This is a genomic window from Autumnicola edwardsiae (assembly GCF_031846505.1).
Taxonomy (GTDB): domain Bacteria; phylum Bacteroidota; class Bacteroidia; order Flavobacteriales; family Flavobacteriaceae; genus Autumnicola; species Autumnicola edwardsiae.
This window is the reverse complement of the sequence record NZ_JAVRHP010000037.1, coordinates 1-15,585: the sequence shown is the minus strand read 5'-3', so window position 1 is coordinate 15,585 and position 15,585 is coordinate 1. Positions and strand designations below refer to the sequence as shown.

Annotated in this window: 19 protein-coding genes; 11 read left to right on the top strand and 8 right to left on the bottom strand. The window is 40.9% G+C overall.

Annotated elements, in window-relative coordinates; all coding sequences use genetic code 11:
- Positions 1–9 precede the first annotated feature (9 nt).
- From RM529_RS08835 to RM529_RS08800, 8 genes are all read right to left on the bottom strand, one after another.
- Entirely contained in the window at positions 10–720 is a 711-nt protein-coding gene (locus RM529_RS08835; protein ID WP_034892108.1) for a lycopene cyclase domain-containing protein, read from the bottom strand.
- Positions 721–724: 4 nt separating this feature from the next.
- A complete protein-coding gene (locus RM529_RS08830) occupies positions 725–1,507 on the bottom strand; it encodes an AlbA family DNA-binding domain-containing protein (protein WP_311484435.1) in 783 nt (260 codons plus the stop codon).
- A 23-nt stretch (positions 1,508–1,530) separates the two neighbouring features.
- On the bottom strand, positions 1,531–1,806 hold the full coding sequence (locus RM529_RS08825) for a DUF5676 family membrane protein (RefSeq protein WP_034892114.1): 276 nt from the start codon (positions 1,804–1,806) through the stop codon (positions 1,531–1,533).
- Between the two features lie 12 nt (positions 1,807–1,818).
- Positions 1,819–2,043 carry an SHOCT domain-containing protein gene (locus RM529_RS08820; protein ID WP_027884439.1) on the bottom strand — a complete coding sequence of 75 codons (225 nt, stop codon included), beginning with the start codon at positions 2,041–2,043 and terminating at the stop codon, positions 1,819–1,821.
- Positions 2,044–2,065: 22 nt separating this feature from the next.
- Entirely contained in the window at positions 2,066–2,278 is a 213-nt protein-coding gene (locus tag RM529_RS08815; RefSeq protein ID WP_027884438.1) for a heavy-metal-associated domain-containing protein, read from the bottom strand.
- 10 nt (positions 2,279–2,288) lie between these two features.
- Entirely contained in the window at positions 2,289–2,516 is a 228-nt protein-coding gene (locus tag RM529_RS08810) for a hypothetical protein (protein WP_034892122.1), read from the bottom strand.
- A 166-nt stretch (positions 2,517–2,682) separates the two neighbouring features.
- A complete protein-coding gene (locus RM529_RS08805) occupies positions 2,683–3,264 on the bottom strand; it encodes a helix-turn-helix domain-containing protein (protein WP_034892125.1) in 582 nt (193 codons plus the stop codon).
- A 176-nt stretch (positions 3,265–3,440) separates the two neighbouring features.
- On the bottom strand, positions 3,441–3,857 hold the full coding sequence (locus RM529_RS08800; protein WP_027884435.1) for an HYC_CC_PP family protein: 417 nt from the start codon (positions 3,855–3,857) through the stop codon (positions 3,441–3,443).
- Positions 3,858–4,094: 237 nt separating this feature from the next.
- Here RM529_RS08800 and RM529_RS08795 point away from each other — a divergent pair, with 237 nt between their 5' ends.
- From RM529_RS08795 to RM529_RS08745, 11 genes are all read left to right on the top strand, one after another.
- Positions 4,095–4,511, top strand: coding sequence for an HYC_CC_PP family protein (locus RM529_RS08795; RefSeq protein WP_037314440.1), 417 nt, complete (start codon positions 4,095–4,097; stop codon positions 4,509–4,511).
- Positions 4,512–4,646: 135 nt separating this feature from the next.
- Complete coding sequence (locus tag RM529_RS08790; protein WP_311484434.1) at positions 4,647–8,429, top strand: efflux RND transporter permease subunit; 3,783 nt, start codon at positions 4,647–4,649, stop codon at positions 8,427–8,429.
- Positions 8,430–8,445: 16 nt separating this feature from the next.
- Positions 8,446–9,702: a TolC family protein gene (locus RM529_RS08785; RefSeq protein ID WP_169929151.1), complete on the top strand. Its 1,257-nt coding sequence runs from the start codon at positions 8,446–8,448 to the stop codon at positions 9,700–9,702.
- 25 nt (positions 9,703–9,727) lie between these two features.
- Complete coding sequence (locus tag RM529_RS08780) at positions 9,728–11,557, top strand: efflux RND transporter periplasmic adaptor subunit (RefSeq protein WP_311484433.1); 1,830 nt, start codon at positions 9,728–9,730, stop codon at positions 11,555–11,557.
- 43 nt (positions 11,558–11,600) lie between these two features.
- On the top strand, positions 11,601–12,113 hold the full coding sequence (locus tag RM529_RS08775; protein WP_034892138.1) for a DUF3347 domain-containing protein: 513 nt from the start codon (positions 11,601–11,603) through the stop codon (positions 12,111–12,113).
- A 73-nt stretch (positions 12,114–12,186) separates the two neighbouring features.
- Positions 12,187–12,633 (top strand): hypothetical protein, encoded by a 447-nt coding sequence (locus tag RM529_RS08770; protein ID WP_037314436.1) that lies wholly within the window; start codon positions 12,187–12,189, stop codon positions 12,631–12,633.
- A 37-nt stretch (positions 12,634–12,670) separates the two neighbouring features.
- Positions 12,671–13,003, top strand: a complete 333-nt coding sequence (locus tag RM529_RS08765) for a P-II family nitrogen regulator (RefSeq protein WP_037314433.1) — start codon at positions 12,671–12,673, stop codon at positions 13,001–13,003.
- Between the two features lie 160 nt (positions 13,004–13,163).
- Positions 13,164–13,715 carry a DUF3347 domain-containing protein gene (locus tag RM529_RS08760; protein WP_311484432.1) on the top strand — a complete coding sequence of 184 codons (552 nt, stop codon included), beginning with the start codon at positions 13,164–13,166 and terminating at the stop codon, positions 13,713–13,715.
- Positions 13,716–14,168: a heme-binding domain-containing protein gene (locus RM529_RS08755; protein WP_311484431.1), complete on the top strand. Its 453-nt coding sequence runs from the start codon at positions 13,716–13,718 to the stop codon at positions 14,166–14,168. It begins immediately after the preceding gene.
- 282 nt (positions 14,169–14,450) lie between these two features.
- Entirely contained in the window at positions 14,451–15,020 is a 570-nt protein-coding gene (locus RM529_RS08750; protein ID WP_311484444.1) for a helix-turn-helix domain-containing protein, read from the top strand.
- A 76-nt stretch (positions 15,021–15,096) separates the two neighbouring features.
- On the top strand, positions 15,097–15,585 hold a 489-nt coding region (locus tag RM529_RS08745; RefSeq protein WP_311484430.1), incomplete at its 3' end, for a DUF3347 domain-containing protein.

Below are 15,585 nucleotides of genomic sequence, written 5' to 3'. Positions count from 1 at the left end.
TTGAATGTTTTAGTTGGTTGACATTTCTTTCGATTTTATAAGTTTTCTCCAATACAAGTGTTCATATAATCCAGACCAATACATACCAAAGGTGAAAGCGAACAGTAACTCTTCAATTGGGATTCCCAAAACAAGAATATGGGTCAGGTTGTCCAGATTCCAGTACAACTCCACATATTGGGGATAGAACGGAAGGATGCTTCCGAAATAAATGAAGTACAGTATGGTAAACAAGATTCCTCCAACCCATATCTTTCCTTTTAAATCTGGGCGACAGTACAATGTTGCCAAACCACCAAAAAACATTGCAATGATGCCACAATAGATGTGGTTAAGCGCGGTGAAAAGACTAAATATTACAAATACAATGGCTGGAACAAAAAGTATATAAATATGTAGCTTATGTCTTTGGTGGCTCCGTTCGGTATGAGGCATATCTATATAGCCTTTTTTGAATATCAGATTATACAATACCGTCCCTATTCCGCCAATAGCAAAAGAGAAGATAAGGCTCTCAATATCAAAACCTGTTCTTTCCGCTAAATGGAATAGGGAAGGTGGAAACCAATATTCTGGAACAAACAAGGGTTCTGTTAGGCCAAAGGGCATAGTGATAAGGCTCATTTTGAGCATTTCTTTTCTATACCCCTTTTTTGACAAATAGATTATTGCCCAAAGCGCAAGAATTATAAGAGACCATATAAACCAGACATATTGCATAGACCTATTGCTTTCTATTTTCTAAATAATTAACAGCTTCTTTAACAGTCAATGGGTAGGTTGCATTGCCAGTACGCACATAGAATGTGGTGTTTTCGGTATCGTTGACATAAATGGGTTTTTCCGAAGGTTCGATATCCACTACGCACACATCTTTTTCATTAATACTGTAAAATGAAATATGGTTGCTGAAACAAGCCTCGTGCCCCAATTGCGTAGAAATAATCCTGAACACCGCACGTTCATACCCGTCCCTGTTTTTATGCTTTAGGGTTTTATAATCTTTTTCCAATCCCAGAACATATCCTTCGTCATCAACACCAATTATAAGTTTTCCACCTTTTGCGTTCATAAACCCTGTGATGGTTTTGGCTATGATAACTTCTAGGTCGCGATTGGTTGATTTACGGTAATAGTCATAACGTATGGAAGACTTAAATTCTACGCGCTCATTTTCACCGGCCTGGATCAATTCTTCAATATCACGAACAAGAAGCCGCTGTTGTGTGCCAATAATTTCATCTTTCTTTTTCAGGTTTATCCAGAACAAACCAGAAACTATTCCCAAGAAGCCTCCCAATAGAGTCAATAAGCCGCCCATTCCCCGCATATCGAAGGTGAAAGATTCCACAAAACGTTCTTCTAAGACTTGCTGAAACAAGGGGAAAGAGAAGGGCGTATTACTGAACTCAAACCAATAGATTACCATTGTGAAAGGGTGTACCAGGAAATAAAAAATACCTGCACCTAATAGTAAATGAATAAAAATGATTTTAATTTTCGCCATAGCCTTTTTCAACTTTCACAATTTTATTTGTTTTTAATTTGAGCATTGTAAAAAGCAGCGATGCACGCGCCTATAAGCCATCCTAAAATGAATATCTGTACTATTCCCAAACCGGCTTCCCATAAAGGAACATCCATTCTAATAATACTGGTAACATCCAATCCGTGCACAAGGCTATTAAAAAATGTTATGGATCCTCCTTGTCCGGCTGTAGCCATTACGATCATACAGCCCAGATATATCAAGGCTCCAGTTAGACCGAGGGCAAAACCGAATTTTTTTACATTTAATCGATACATAATTTATATGTTTTAAGATTGGTTATCTGATTTTAATAATTTTTTGGATTCTTCAAATTCCTCCTTTGAAATTTCGCCCTTGGCAAACCTGTTTTTTAGGATGTCCAATGGCTTTTCTTTTTTTGGTTTTTGGTATGGGATATCAGTTGGGATAAAGAAAATCCAAATGATAAACGCCATCCAAATAATCCACCATATCAGGTGCATACCTCCGAAACTTCCGTCGTGAAAAAACATAATTTTTGATTTTAAGTTACTTTTACAGTTTTTCAATTGTGTAACCCTCAAGGTTGCTGAGTTGTTTTTGTAATTCATCTACTGAAAGCGTTTCCTTCATAGTGATGATTGTAGCTCCTTTTGGTGCCAGAAAAATTTCTGCCTTTTCAATCTTTGGATGTTCTTCCAATGTCTTTTTGACCCTGCTAATGCAGCCGCCGCAACTAATACCATTAATTTGAAATTTTCGTTTCATAACATAAATTTTAGTGATGTTGTCCTTCTTTTTTTTTATCCTTCTTTTTTAAGTTCTCATTGGACAATCCGTGCGTATGGCTCCCGTGCCGCATGGGCATTAACAAGTGTACTGCGAACATTATTATAATAAATGCAAAAAGCCAGGTGCCACCACCAATTCCAATAGATGGTGCTAAAAAGATGAGTAAAAGCGGCAGTCCACAACCGAGGACCATCCATAACCAGTGATTTTTCATTGTTTTTTATTTTAATTAATGTTTATTCCTCGCCTTTTTAAGACCTGAACTGGCTTATGTTGTAATTGGGGGATTATCAACACAAGCCTTAGGGTTTTTAATATTATAATTAACACGAAAGCTATCTGTTTTTATGCTACTTCATCTGCATAACTTTCGTTGTTATTTATATAATTTCATCATAGAAATTTCGTTTCCATTTTTCTGTGTTTTTATAGTCGCTCATACTCATTCCCACAATCTCTTTAAACTGTCTTGATAAATGGTTAATGCTACTATAATCCAGCATATATGCCACATCTGAAAAAGAATATTGTTTTAATTGAATAAGTTCTTTTACTTTTTCAATTTTCAGTTTTATAAAGTATTTTTCAATGGTGGTGTTTTCATTTTTAGAAAACAGCCTGCTCAGTATTTTATAATCCCTGTTGAGCGTAGAAGACAAATGTTCTGAAGTATTTGTTTTCAAATGAAGTGGTAACTGAGTAAGCAGTTGGATTAGAATGATTTTTACTTTTTCAACCAGCATTTCCCCTTCACTTTGTACTATTTCAAAATCATTGGAATGAAGTACTTTGGTAACTTTATACGTAACCTCCGTGTTGGTGTTTTTTGAAGATTCAACCAATAGTTTACCTAATTCCAAAGAGAGTACGGTTATTCCCATCTCTTCCAGTTCTTGCGTTATTACTTTTAGACAACGGCTACATACCATATTCTTTATCCAGAATTCTTTCTGTAAATCCATAGTATTAATTATTTATTCTTAGAATGGTATTTATTCTAATAGATTATAAATTTCTGTTTTTCAAATAGTTGAAAGTGTGGTATGCTCAGGATAGAGCGCACCAGTTGTTAGCCTTTGCGTAGTACAGGCCAACATATAAGGTAGGTTGTTTGAAAAAGAACCTACTTAGGATGAAATCAAATTAAATATACCTCGTGGAGTACTTGAAAATCTTTCGGTATGAGGGGTGGGTCATAATCCCTAAAAGGGATTATATTTTGTTCCAACCCTTCGAATAGATTTACGTAAGTGTAAAAAAATGTGTGTAGGAAAATCAGTTTATGATTTTCCATCTCAAATGAAGCTTTTTGAAAGTTATCGCCACTTTCTTTAACTATAGATTTATTAGCACAGCAACCTTTTTTTTCGAACGAACATTTTTTTGAAGGATTGGTCTGAGCCTTCACCGCATTATCACAAACCTGAGCTTTATTTAAAACCGCCATATCCACGAGTTTATCACAGCAGAAATGCATATTCACAGTAAAAGACGATGAAGCAAACATTACTGCAAGTACCAATGAAACAGCTATTATTTTATTAAAGCTTTGCATAATACGAATATAAAAAAAATTAACAAATGTTAACTAATTTTTAATAATGAATTTTTTAGAACTTATTTTTGCCGAACATACTGCAAAAAAGAAAATAAAAATATGATATTTATCATATTTTTAGAAGTTTGATTCTTTTATTTTTGTCGAAAATAGTATAGGAAGTAAAAGTTTAACATAACGAAAAGAATTATTAATGTTTTTATATTTCGTTGTTTTATATATATTTGCAATCTTATGAAATCGTTTTTCCATAAAATATTATCTGTAGCCTTGGCGAGTTTGGTATTTGTTACCACTATGTCGTTTACTGTAGATATGCATTATTGTGGAGATTCATTGGTTGATTTTGCTTTATTTCATAATGCTCAAACCTGTGGTATGGAAAATCAATCATCCCAAAAAAGTTGTGAAGCAGGTTTTTCGGAAAAATCTTGCTGTTCAGATGCACAAATAGTGAATGACGGTCAAGATGATTTAAAAACATCTTACACCAATTTAAGCTTTGAGCATCAAGCCTTTGTTGCTACTTTCTTTTATACTTATATTAATCTTTTTGATGGACTGGATAAGAACATTGTTCCATTTAGAGATTATACACCTCCTTATCTTGTAAGGAACGTACAAAAACTACACGAAACTTATTTAATTTGATTTTAAACAGTTTCCGATAATTATCGGAAAGATTTGCTCTATGGTTACTTCCATCTTGGGCTTACTTTGTTGTGTTTAATTTTCTGATATTATCAGAAAGTTATTCAATGTATAACTGTTTAATTATCAATAAAGATGCTAAATAAAGGCATAAAATTTCTTATAGAAAACAAACTAGTAGCAATTATCCTCCTAGTCCTTTTTGTAGGCTGGGGCGTGGTAAATGCCCCTTTTAATTGGGAAACCGGTTTAATTCCGCGCGATCCCGTGGCGGTAGATGCCATCCCCGATATTGGCGAGAATCAACAAATTGTCTTTACCAAATGGGAGGGGAAATCCCCCCAGGATATAGAAGACCAGATTACCTATCCCCTTACTACTTCGCTCCTGGGAATTCCCGGTGTGAAAACCATCCGGAGTTCCTCTATGTTTGGGTTTTCCAGTATTTATATCATTTTTGAAGAGGATATTGAGTTCTACTGGAGCCGTAGCCGGATTTTGGAAAAACTCAATTCCCTGCCGGCAAACCTGCTTCCCGAAGGTGTAAACCCTGCCCTGGGTCCCGATGCTACCGGGCTGGGCCAGGTTTTTTGGTACACCTTAGAAGGACGTGACAAAGATGGCAATGTTACCGGGGGCTGGGATTTGCACGAACTGCGAAGCATTCAGGATTATTATGTGAAATATGGACTTTCCGGTGCCAGCGGGGTTTCCGAAGTTGCATCCATAGGTGGCTATGTGCAGGAATATCAGGTAGATGTGGATCCCGAACTGATGCGTCAATACGATATTTCCCTGGCACAGGTGGTAAAGGCCGTAAAGGAAACCAACCGTGATATTGGTGCACAAACCTTGGAAATAAATCAGGCCGAATATTTGGTACGTGGGCTGGGCTACGTTCAGGAAATAGAAGATATTGAAAATGCCGTGGTAACTTCAGAAGAATTTACCAGTATCAAAATAAGCGACATTGCCAAAGTAAACCTGGGTCCGGAAACCCGCCGTGGTATCCTGGACAAAGAAGGTGCCGAGGTGGTTGGCGGAGTGGTTGTGGCTCGTTATGGCGCAAATCCGCTGGAAGTAATCAATAATGTAAAGGATAAAATAAATGAACTTAGCCCCGGCCTGCCCACCAAGGTGCTGGAAGATGGTCGCGAGTCGCAGGTAACTATTGTTCCATTTTACGATCGTACGCAACTGATTCAGGAAACCCTGGGCACGCTTAATGAAGCCCTTACATTGGAAATCCTGATTACGGTACTCGTAATTATCGTTATGGTTTTTAACCTACGGGCCTCCATCCTCATTTCCGGTTTATTGCCAGTAGCGGTTTTAATGGTCTTTATCTCGATGAAGTTCTTTAATGTCGATGCCAATATCGTGGCCCTTTCCGGTATTGCCATTGCTATTGGGACCATGGTGGATGTGGGCGTGATCTTATCTGAAAATATCATCCGGCATCTCGATCAGGACAAAGAACGGAAATATTTGACCACGAATGAAATCGTGTACAATGCCACTGCCGAGGTTTCCGGGGCAATTATGACGGCCGTGCTTACCACCATTATCAGTTTCCTTCCCGTCTTTACTATGGTGGGGGCAGAGGGGAAACTGTTCCGCCCACTGGCATTTACCAAGACCATGGCACTGGTGGCTTCCCTAGTGGTTGCGCTTTTCCTTATTCCGCCATTTGCCGCATCTTTCTTTAAGAAACGGACCCGGCGTACTTCCGCGGGCTGGGTAATACAGGGGATTCTGATAATTGCAGGGCTTACCGCTATTGTTTTTGGATATTTCATCGGTATTGTCCTAATTGCTTTTGGCGTAACCGGAATACTGCTTCTTAAAAAGAAAATTAGTTCCAAAAGATCAAATGTTATCAATATAGCTATTTCGGCTTTCGCCATAGTGCTACTTTTAGCCGAGTATTGGCGTCCGTTGGGTCTGGAAAAAAGTGTTTTCTGGAATTTTATTGTGGTAGGGATTATATCCTTTGGTTTGCTGGGTGTTTTTGCCCTGTTCCAAAAATTTTATACCCGCATCCTCAATTGGGCCTTGCGCAATAAGTTGTTGTTCTTGTCGGTGCCCACCGTTTTGGTTATTCTCGGTTTTATGATTATGCGCAACATTGGGCAGGAATTTATGCCCTCACTCAATGAAGGCTCCTTCTTGTTGATGCCCACTTCGCTGCCCCATGCAGGTGTAGAGGAGAACAAGCGGGTCTTGCAGCAGCTGGATATGGCCGTGGCCGCTATCCCGGAAATTGAGACGGTAGTGGGCAAGGCAGGTCGTACAGAGTCGGCCCTGGACCCTGCACCTATATCCATGTATGAAAATACAATCCAATACAAACCTGAATATATGCTGAATGAACACGGCGAACGCCAGCGCTACCAGGTAAATGAAGACGGTTTATTTATGTTAAAAAATGGCAAATTGGCAATAAACCCAAGTTTAGAGGTGGACGAAGATGCAGCTGGCAGTTATAATGACAGCGAAATCGTGGAATTCCACCGCGTAAAAAACAAACAGCTCATTCCAGATGATGACGGGGAATATTACCGTAACTGGCGCCCCGAAATAGAGTCGCCAGATGATATCTGGAACGAGATCACCGCCGCCACCAAGCTGCCGGGGGTAACCTCGGCGCCCAAGCTCCAGCCCATCGAGACACGGCTGGTAATGCTTCAAACGGGGATGCGCGCACCTATGGGAATCAAAGTGCAGGGGCAAAACCTTCGACAAATAGAAGATTTTGGACTCCAACTGGAAGACCTGTTAAAGCAAGTGGAAGGTGTAAAAGACGAAGCCGTTTTTGCCGACCGTATTGTTGGAAAACCTTACCTGCTTCTTGATATCAAGCGTGAACGTTTGGCTCGTTATGGTATTAGCATAGAAGAAGTTCAGCAACTTTTGGAGGTTGCTGTGGGAGGAAAACGCCTAAGTCAAACGGTGGAAGGACGCGAACGCTACGGTGTACGCGTGCGCTACCCAAGGGAATTGCGGGACAGCCCGGAAGATATGGGCAATATCTATGTTCCGGTTGAGGGCGGCTCGCCGGTGCCGTTAGATGAGTTGGTAGATATCCGTTACGAGCAGGGGCCGCAGATAATAAAGAGTGAAGATACCTTCCTTATTGGCTATGTGCTTTTCGATAAACTCGATGGTTTTGCCGAAGTGGATGTAGTAGAAAATGCCCAGGCCCTTATTCAGGATAAAATCAATAACGGGGAGCTTAGCGTGCCCAAAGGCCTCAGTTATAAATTCACGGGGACTTACGAAAACCAGATTCGCGCTGAAAAAACGCTGAGTGTTGTGGTGCCACTGGCACTGATGATCATCTTTTTGATCCTGTATTTCCAGTTCAAAAAGGTTTCGACCTCATTGATGATCTTTAGCGGCATCCTGGTGGCATTTTCCGGTGGGTTTATCCTCATTTGGCTCTATGGCCAGGGTTGGTTCCTGAATTTCGACTTTTTTGGCGAAAACCTTCGGCATATGTTTCAGATAAAAACCATAAACCTGAGTGTGGCGGTATGGGTAGGCTTTATCGCCCTCTTTGGCATTGCGACCGATGATGGCGTTGTAATGGGGACCTACCTTACTCAAACCTTTGATAGGAACGAACCCAAGGACCGGGAAGAAATCCGTAAATCAGTAGTGGAAGCAGGGTCCAAGCGTGTTCGCCCCGCCTTGATGACCACGGCTACAACAATCCTGGCACTCCTGCCCGTACTGACGTCTTCGGGGCGTGGCAGCGATATTATGATCCCTATGGCCATCCCCGCGGTTGGAGGTATGTCTATAGCACTAATCACATTGTTTGTAGTGCCGGTGTTGTTTAGTTGGAGAAAAGAGACCGGTTTAAAAACCCTGGAGACGGCGAATAATGACAAGAGAATAGAAAATAGAAATTAGAAGAAAGCTTTTTACTATGAAATCAAAAGATATTTTAATAATAAAATTGAATAGAAGAAGCGGAATGCTGACGGTGCTTGTCTCTCTTTTCTTTTTTCTTACAGGAACAGCCCAGCAGCTACAGCCTTATCTTACCGAGGCTTTGGAAAACAACCCGGACATACAGGCCTTTGAACTGCGCTATGAGACGGCAAAAGAAAAGGTGGAAGAAGTGGGCGTGCTCCCGGAAACCCAGTTCAGCGTAGGCTATTTTGCCAGCGAACCAGAGACCCGAACGGGCCCACAGCAGTACAAACTATCGGTGCAACAAATGATTCCGTGGTTTGGGACTATCACGGCAAGGGAGAATTATGCATCAAGCCTTGCCGATGCCCAATATGTGGAAATCGCCACGGCCCAGAGGCAACTGCTGCTAAATGTGGCCGAAAATTATTACAGGCTTTATGCCATTAGGGCAAAGCAACGCGTATTGGAGGAAAATATAGACCTGCTGGAAGCCTATGAGCAGCTTGCACTTACTTCCCTTGAAGTGAACCAAGCTTCATCGGTAGATGTGCTTCGCCTGCAAATGCGGCAAAACCAGCTACGGGAACGTTTTGAAAACTTCGATGAAGAATTTAAAGCTGAACAAGCTACTTTCAATGCCTTGCTCAATACCAGGCCCGGTGCCGCGGTAGAAGTTTACGATTCTCTGGCGGTGCCACAGGAAGACCCGGTACAGTTGCCAGAAGTTCCACAGGTGCACCCGGAGTTGTTGCGTTTTGACAAGCTGTATGAATCGGTAGGGGAAGCAGAAAAAATGAACCGAAAGGAAGCCCTGCCCGATCTGGGATTTGGCCTGGATTACGTTGCGGTGGGGGAAGCCACTGCGATGCAAGCCCCGGATAGCGGAAAGGACATCCTGATGCCGATGGTCTCTATAACGGTTCCAATTTTCGGTAATAAATACAAATCGGTTACGCGGCAAAATGAACTGAAGCAACGTGAGCTAAATGCACAACGGGAGAACCGGCACAACGAATTGGTGTCGCGCCTGGAAGCCGCGGTGAGCAATAGGGCAGAGGCACGCATAAGCTACCGTACCCAGTTGCTCAACATCGAGCAAGCCAATGATGCCGAAGAAATCCTCAGGCGGAATTACGAAACCGGTACCATAGATTTCAATGATGTGCTGGACGTACAGGAGTTACAGCTAAATTTTGAGCTGAACCTGATAGAAGCGGTAAAAAACTATTACCAAGCCAGTGCGAACATTAATTATTTAAGTGAATAATTCAGAATAAATTAAAACAAAAACGATGAAGAAATATATCATTTACACCGGATTAGTGTTAGCAGGATTGCTCCTTGGCTATCTGTTCTTTGGTGGCAATTCGTCTGAAAAAAATGTCGAAACAGCCACTACAGAAGAACACAATCACGAGGAGGAAAACCAGCTGTGGACCTGCTCTATGCACCCGCAGATTATGCAGCCCGAACCGGGCGATTGCCCCATTTGCGGGATGGACCTTATCCCTGCCGAGAGTGGCGGCGGCGAGGTTGGGCCGCAACAAATAGAAATGTCTGAAACCGCCCTGGCTCTGGCCAATATCCACACCGTGGAGATCGGCGATAGCCTCTTAGGGGATCACGACCTGGTGCTCTCCGGGAAGATCGTGGAGAACGAAGAGGTGAAAAGTGTGCAGGCTTCTTATTTTGGCGGCAGGATAGAAAAACTTTATATAAATTACACCGGGGAGGAAGTACGCCGCGGGCAGGTGTTGGCCACTATTTATTCCCCAGAGCTGGTCTCTGCCCAGCAAGAATTGCTTACCGCTGTGGGGATGAAGGACTCTCAGTCCCGGTTATACGAATCTGTACGCCGAAAATTGAAATTATGGAAACTCAGCGACAAGCAAATTGAAGAAATTGAAGCTTCTGGGGAAGTTAAAGAATATTTCCCTATTTATGCTACGGTTTCAGGTACGGTGACCGAAAAACTGGTGGAAGAAGGTGATTATGTAGAGCAGGGCCAGTCCCTTTATGAGATTGCCAACCTTAGTATTGTATGGGCACAATTTGATGCTTATGAAAACCAGATTGCCCAGCTTGAAGAAGGGCAACAGATTAGCGTGACTGCCAATGCCTTGCCGGGAAAAGAATATGAAGTGCCCATTACTTTTATTGAACCACTGCTTAATACTGCCACCCGTACGGTAACTGTACGTGCAGTCCTGCCCAATAAGGAAGGTCGTCTAAAACCCGGAATGTTCGTGCGTGGAAAAGTGGCACCGGCCAAGAAAAAAAATGCAGATATTGAAGAACCCCAGCTTATTACAGTGCCAAAATCGGCCGTGATGTGGACCGGGGAACGTTCGCTGGTTTACGTACAACCCAATCCAGACAGGCCTGTCTTTGAAATGAGGGAAGTGAGCCTGGGTGCCGCAGCGGGTGGTAATTATGCGGTTACAGATGGCTTGAGTACCGGAGAGCGCATTGTGGTAAACGGTGCCTTTACCGTAGATGCTGCCGCACAACTCCAGGGCAAAAAGTCTATGATGAACAAGGACGGAGGCAAGACATCTACCGGTCACGAGGGCCACGCCGGTATGGACATGGCAGGTAGCGAGGGTAATGCCAATATGGAAACGGCAAGAACCGGCAACGTTGACCATACCGAAATGCAAGAACGCATCGTGGTACCTGAAGAGTTCACCAACCAGCTAAATGGCGTTTTTGATCAATATTTGAAGTTGAAAAACGCCCTGGTGGAAGATGAGGCCAAAACCGCCCAAGCAACTGCAAATAAAGTACTGGAAGCAATGAACAAGATAGATATGAGTCTTTTAGAGGATCGTGAAGCTCACGACCACTGGATGCTGATTTCAAAAGAAGTAATTGGTGCTGCGGAAAAAATAACGGAGAGTGAAGATATTTCTACTCAGCGGGATCATTTTAAACACCTGTCTGCCCATTTGAGCAAAGCGATGCAACTTTTTGGAGTGGGACAGACCGTTTATAAGCAATTTTGCCCTATGGCAGATGACAATGCGGGAGCCTACTGGCTCAGCCGTTCAGAAGAGATCAAAAACCCTTATTACGGTAGCGCAATGTTAACCTGCGGCGAAATCGTGGAAACTATAAACTAAAGCAGGGAAGAACAAATTTTTATAACCTTTAAAACCTATTAAGATGAAAAGAACAATGATGATGCTCCTTCTAACTTTGTTAAGCATGGGAGTTTATGCACAACACGACCACGACAATATGGCTGGTCATGGTGAAGAAATGCAAATGTCGCCTAAGTTCAAAGACAAAGATCTGGGCGCTGCTTATGAACATTACCTATTGGTAAAGGACGCTTTAGTGGCTTCAAATGATGCAAAGGCCGCCAAGCATTCGATGAAACTCGAGAAAACTTTGGCAAAAGTGGAAAATGCTGAGACGGCTCGCAAAGAAGCTTCGCAAATGGCCGGTGCCACTTCTCTGGAAGACCAACGTGACAATTTTAATGCTCTTAGCGATGCAATGTTGAAACTGGTTAAAAATGGGAAGCTTGCCAAAGGTGAAATTTACCTGGAATATTGCCCTATGGCAAACTCTAATAAAGGCGGCTATTGGCTTTCCAATGAAAAGGCGATCAAGAACCCATATATGGGCCAAAAAATGCTGAAATGTGGTAGTGTAAAAGAAACTATCAATTAATAAAGTCCTGCAAGGTATGGATAGACTCTTTTTTATAGGTCTATCCATTTTGCAGGCACAAAATTAGATTGAAATGAAAAATACATTCAAAGTTCTAACAGCGGTATTTCTTCTGGCCGTGGTTTTTGGTGCTTGTAACTCCTCTGGGGAGCAGCAAAAACAAAAAAAGCAAGACAAACTGGCTACAGAAATTAGTACAAGTACCGCCAATAAACAAACCTTTTCTTTAGATTTTCAGATAGGAGACAAGTTGCCTAATGACCTGGTATGTATGGTAAACGATGCCTATATGGCCAAACCGCAAATCCCGGTTCCGGTAAACGGGAAAACCTATTATGGTTGCTGCGAGATGTGCGTGGGCACCTTGAACAACGAAGAATCTGCAAGGATGGCCACCGATCCCCAAACAGGGGAAAGAGTGGATAAAACCGAAGCCTTTATTGTACTGCTTGACGCGAATGGCCGGGTTGGCTATTTTAATTCAGAAGCGAATTACACAGCTTACACAAAAAAGAGCTAAGCATAACAAAACTTATTTCAACTTAAATTTAGAAGATATGAATGAGATCAAAGCCTTTATCAGACCCGAAAGACTTAGTGAAGTGACCATGAATCTGCGGGAAGAAAACTTTTGTTGTTTTACCGTATTTCAAGGCGAGGGGGTTGGAGATTACACTGATTCCAAAACCGCTTCCCCCAGTTTGAATTTTCCATTTATGCACAGCAAAGTCATTAAAATGGAGATAGTGTGCGAAAAAGAGGATGTAGATAAAATTGTAAATATTATAAAAGTAAGTGCCCGTACTGGCAAAAGCGGGGACGGGCTCATCTATGTAAGCGACGTGGAACAGCGTATAAAAATAAGGACTGGGGAAAAGGAAAGCCGGTAAGTGCTTTTTTTGTTTCCGGTCGAACAACCAAGTAAAATACTAAGTTCCGGGCTGTGTTTTATGGCATCCGGAAAATTTAATTAATTGCAGTAACAGAAATATCAACCTTTTAAAAACAAGAAAAATGAAAACAGTAAAAGTAAGTTTGGGAGTGATGGCTATGGCATTTGCCGTAATAAGCACTTCTTGCAAGAACAACGAGAAAAACAGCAATACAACTATTGAAGACGCGGCGACCGAGCGCGCTGTCCCGATGGAAGAAAACAGGATGGAAAGCAGCAATGCTGCCCAAACCGATGCCAGCCTGACCACATACTTGGAGCTTAAAAATGCCTTGGTAAATGACGATCAGGAGGCCGCGGCCAAAGCCGGGGAAAAAATGGTGGGACAGTTAAAGACCTTTAAAACGGAAAACTACGAACAGAACGACCAACAAGAACTGCAAGATATCATAGAAGACGCCACTGAGCATGCCGAACACATTGCGGAAAGCCCCATAGGCCACCAGCGGGAACATTTCGACATTTTGAGCAAGGACATGATAGACCTGATTGACATTGTCGGAACCAGCCAAAAGTTGTACCAAGCTTATTGCCCGATGTACAATAATAACAAAGGTGCACAGTGGTTGAGTGTAACCAAAGAAATCAAAAATCCCTATTATGGAAGTAAAATGATGGATTGCGGAGAGGTGCAAAGAGAAATTAACTAAATGAAGACAATCAAAATCATTGCACTGGTTTTTTTAGTTGTGTTGGTGGGCATCCAGTTTGTGCCCACCAATCGCAACCAAAGTGAAGTGGTGCCAAAATCCGATTTTATGCTGGTCAACAATGTCCCACTAGAGGTACAGGATAAATTAAAGCTTTCCTGTTATGATTGCCATAGCAACAATACAGCATACCCTTGGTACAATAAAATACAACCAGCTGCCTGGTTTTTAGAGGATCATATAAAAGAAGGAAAATCTGAACTAAATTTTAATGAATGGGGCGAGCTTTCTGAAAGAAGAAAAAACAGTAAGTTAAGGTCAATAATAAGCCAGATTGAAGATGATGAAATGCCTTTGGATTCATACACTTTTATCCATTGGGATGCTAAATTTTCAGAATTGGAGAAAAAGGAAATCATAAAATATATGACCCAGCTTAAAAATAGTTTATAAAAAATTTTTAAAATGAACAATATCATACCCTTAAAAAAGAAAAGGAATTTTTTTCATTGATTGGTTAGTTAATCTTTTTCTTTTGAGAGTATGATGTTAAAGTCCTGTGAGGGAAGGGTATTCTTAAATTTAATTAGTTTATAAAGCCTCTTCCCTTGACAGGCACAAAAACCAAAAAATGAAATATTGTTAGACTACTGGGAAAAACATGGGCGTGGTAGCTTAAATAAATGCTTAGGGTATGATAAAAAATAAATTTTTAAAAAACATTACCAAAAAATTATCATGGTAGAAGTCTTTGTTAAAAATATGGTCTGTAACCGGTGTATTAAAGTAATAAAAAACGAGTTACTTGAAGCCGGGGTGGCAGTAACAAAAGTAGAATTAGGCCGGGTAGTTTATAAAAGCAAAAATATAGCTTGTGATTCTAAAAAGTTGGAAAAGGTCCTGGATGAAAACGGCTTTGAACTATTAGAGGGCGATGACAAAATTTTAATCGAAAAGGTAAAACTGAGTCTAATACGGCTTTTGGAAAACCTGCCCCTGCAAAAATCAGGGACTTTATCCCGCTACTTATCCAAAGAAACCAAAATTGATTATTCGAGGTTGAGTCGAATTTTTTCCTATACCGAAAACATAACGGTAGAAAAGTATTTTATAAAGCTGAAAATTGAAAAAGTAAAAGAGCTCATTCAGTCCAAACAATATAATTTTACCCAGATTAGTCAGCTATTGGATTATACTAATGTAAATTATCTTTCCAGGCAATTTAAAGCAGAAACAGGGATGAATTTATCTCAATATAAAAAACTTAATAACAATTTTAGAAATTCTTTAGACCAAATTTTATAGATGTTTAACCAAATTATGACAATAAATCCTTTTTCTTACCATTAATTTTAAAAATCAAATTTAAAACCAGAAAAAAATGAAAAGTAAAATTTTAAATTTTGGTGTTGTTCTCTTACTAGCTATTGCCCTATTTTCCTGTGTAGATAACAAAGGGAAGCAATCGGTTGAAATAAACACCCCTGAAGAGGTTAAAAAAGCGGAAGAGAAAACAGCAGATATTGCCGATCAGGATTTTATAGATGGAATGACGGGAAAAATCTGGCATAATTACCTGGAAATAAAAATAGCATTAACCAATGCTGATGCAGACCAGGTACAGGATGCGTCTCAAAGTATGGTAGCCTCTTTTTCAGAAGAAAGAGCAGAACTGAAAGCTATTGCACAACAATTATCTGAAACCAGCGAGCTGGAAAAACAAAGGGAATTATTCGCATCATTCACAGAAAAAGCAGGGCCTATGTTTGAAAATGCACTTTCTGGCGGTACGATCTATAAAAAGTTCTGTCCTATGGCTTTCAATAACGAGGGCGCATACTGGTATGCCGATATCGAAGAAATAAACAAT

Coding starts and splice junctions, on each gene's coding strand:
- RM529_RS08835 (WP_034892108.1), bottom strand. CDS start 720: ATGCAATATGTCTGGTTTATATGGTCTCTTATAATTCTTGCGCTTTGG.
- RM529_RS08830 (WP_311484435.1), bottom strand. CDS start 1,507: ATGGCGAAAATTAAAATCATTTTTATTCATTTACTATTAGGTGCAGGT.
- RM529_RS08825 (WP_034892114.1), bottom strand. CDS start 1,806: ATGTATCGATTAAATGTAAAAAAATTCGGTTTTGCCCTCGGTCTAACT.
- RM529_RS08820 (WP_027884439.1), bottom strand. CDS start 2,043: ATGTTTTTTCACGACGGAAGTTTCGGAGGTATGCACCTGATATGGTGG.
- RM529_RS08815 (WP_027884438.1), bottom strand. CDS start 2,278: ATGAAACGAAAATTTCAAATTAATGGTATTAGTTGCGGCGGCTGCATT.
- RM529_RS08810 (WP_034892122.1), bottom strand. CDS start 2,516: ATGAAAAATCACTGGTTATGGATGGTCCTCGGTTGTGGACTGCCGCTT.
- RM529_RS08805 (WP_034892125.1), bottom strand. CDS start 3,264: ATGGATTTACAGAAAGAATTCTGGATAAAGAATATGGTATGTAGCCGT.
- RM529_RS08800 (WP_027884435.1), bottom strand. CDS start 3,857: ATGCAAAGCTTTAATAAAATAATAGCTGTTTCATTGGTACTTGCAGTA.
- RM529_RS08795 (WP_037314440.1), top strand. CDS start 4,095: ATGAAATCGTTTTTCCATAAAATATTATCTGTAGCCTTGGCGAGTTTG.
- RM529_RS08790 (WP_311484434.1), top strand. CDS start 4,647: ATGCTAAATAAAGGCATAAAATTTCTTATAGAAAACAAACTAGTAGCA.
- RM529_RS08785 (WP_169929151.1), top strand. CDS start 8,446: ATGAAATCAAAAGATATTTTAATAATAAAATTGAATAGAAGAAGCGGA.
- RM529_RS08780 (WP_311484433.1), top strand. CDS start 9,728: ATGAAGAAATATATCATTTACACCGGATTAGTGTTAGCAGGATTGCTC.
- RM529_RS08775 (WP_034892138.1), top strand. CDS start 11,601: ATGAAAAGAACAATGATGATGCTCCTTCTAACTTTGTTAAGCATGGGA.
- RM529_RS08770 (WP_037314436.1), top strand. CDS start 12,187: ATGAAAAATACATTCAAAGTTCTAACAGCGGTATTTCTTCTGGCCGTG.
- RM529_RS08765 (WP_037314433.1), top strand. CDS start 12,671: ATGAATGAGATCAAAGCCTTTATCAGACCCGAAAGACTTAGTGAAGTG.
- RM529_RS08760 (WP_311484432.1), top strand. CDS start 13,164: ATGGCATTTGCCGTAATAAGCACTTCTTGCAAGAACAACGAGAAAAAC.
- RM529_RS08755 (WP_311484431.1), top strand. CDS start 13,716: ATGAAGACAATCAAAATCATTGCACTGGTTTTTTTAGTTGTGTTGGTG.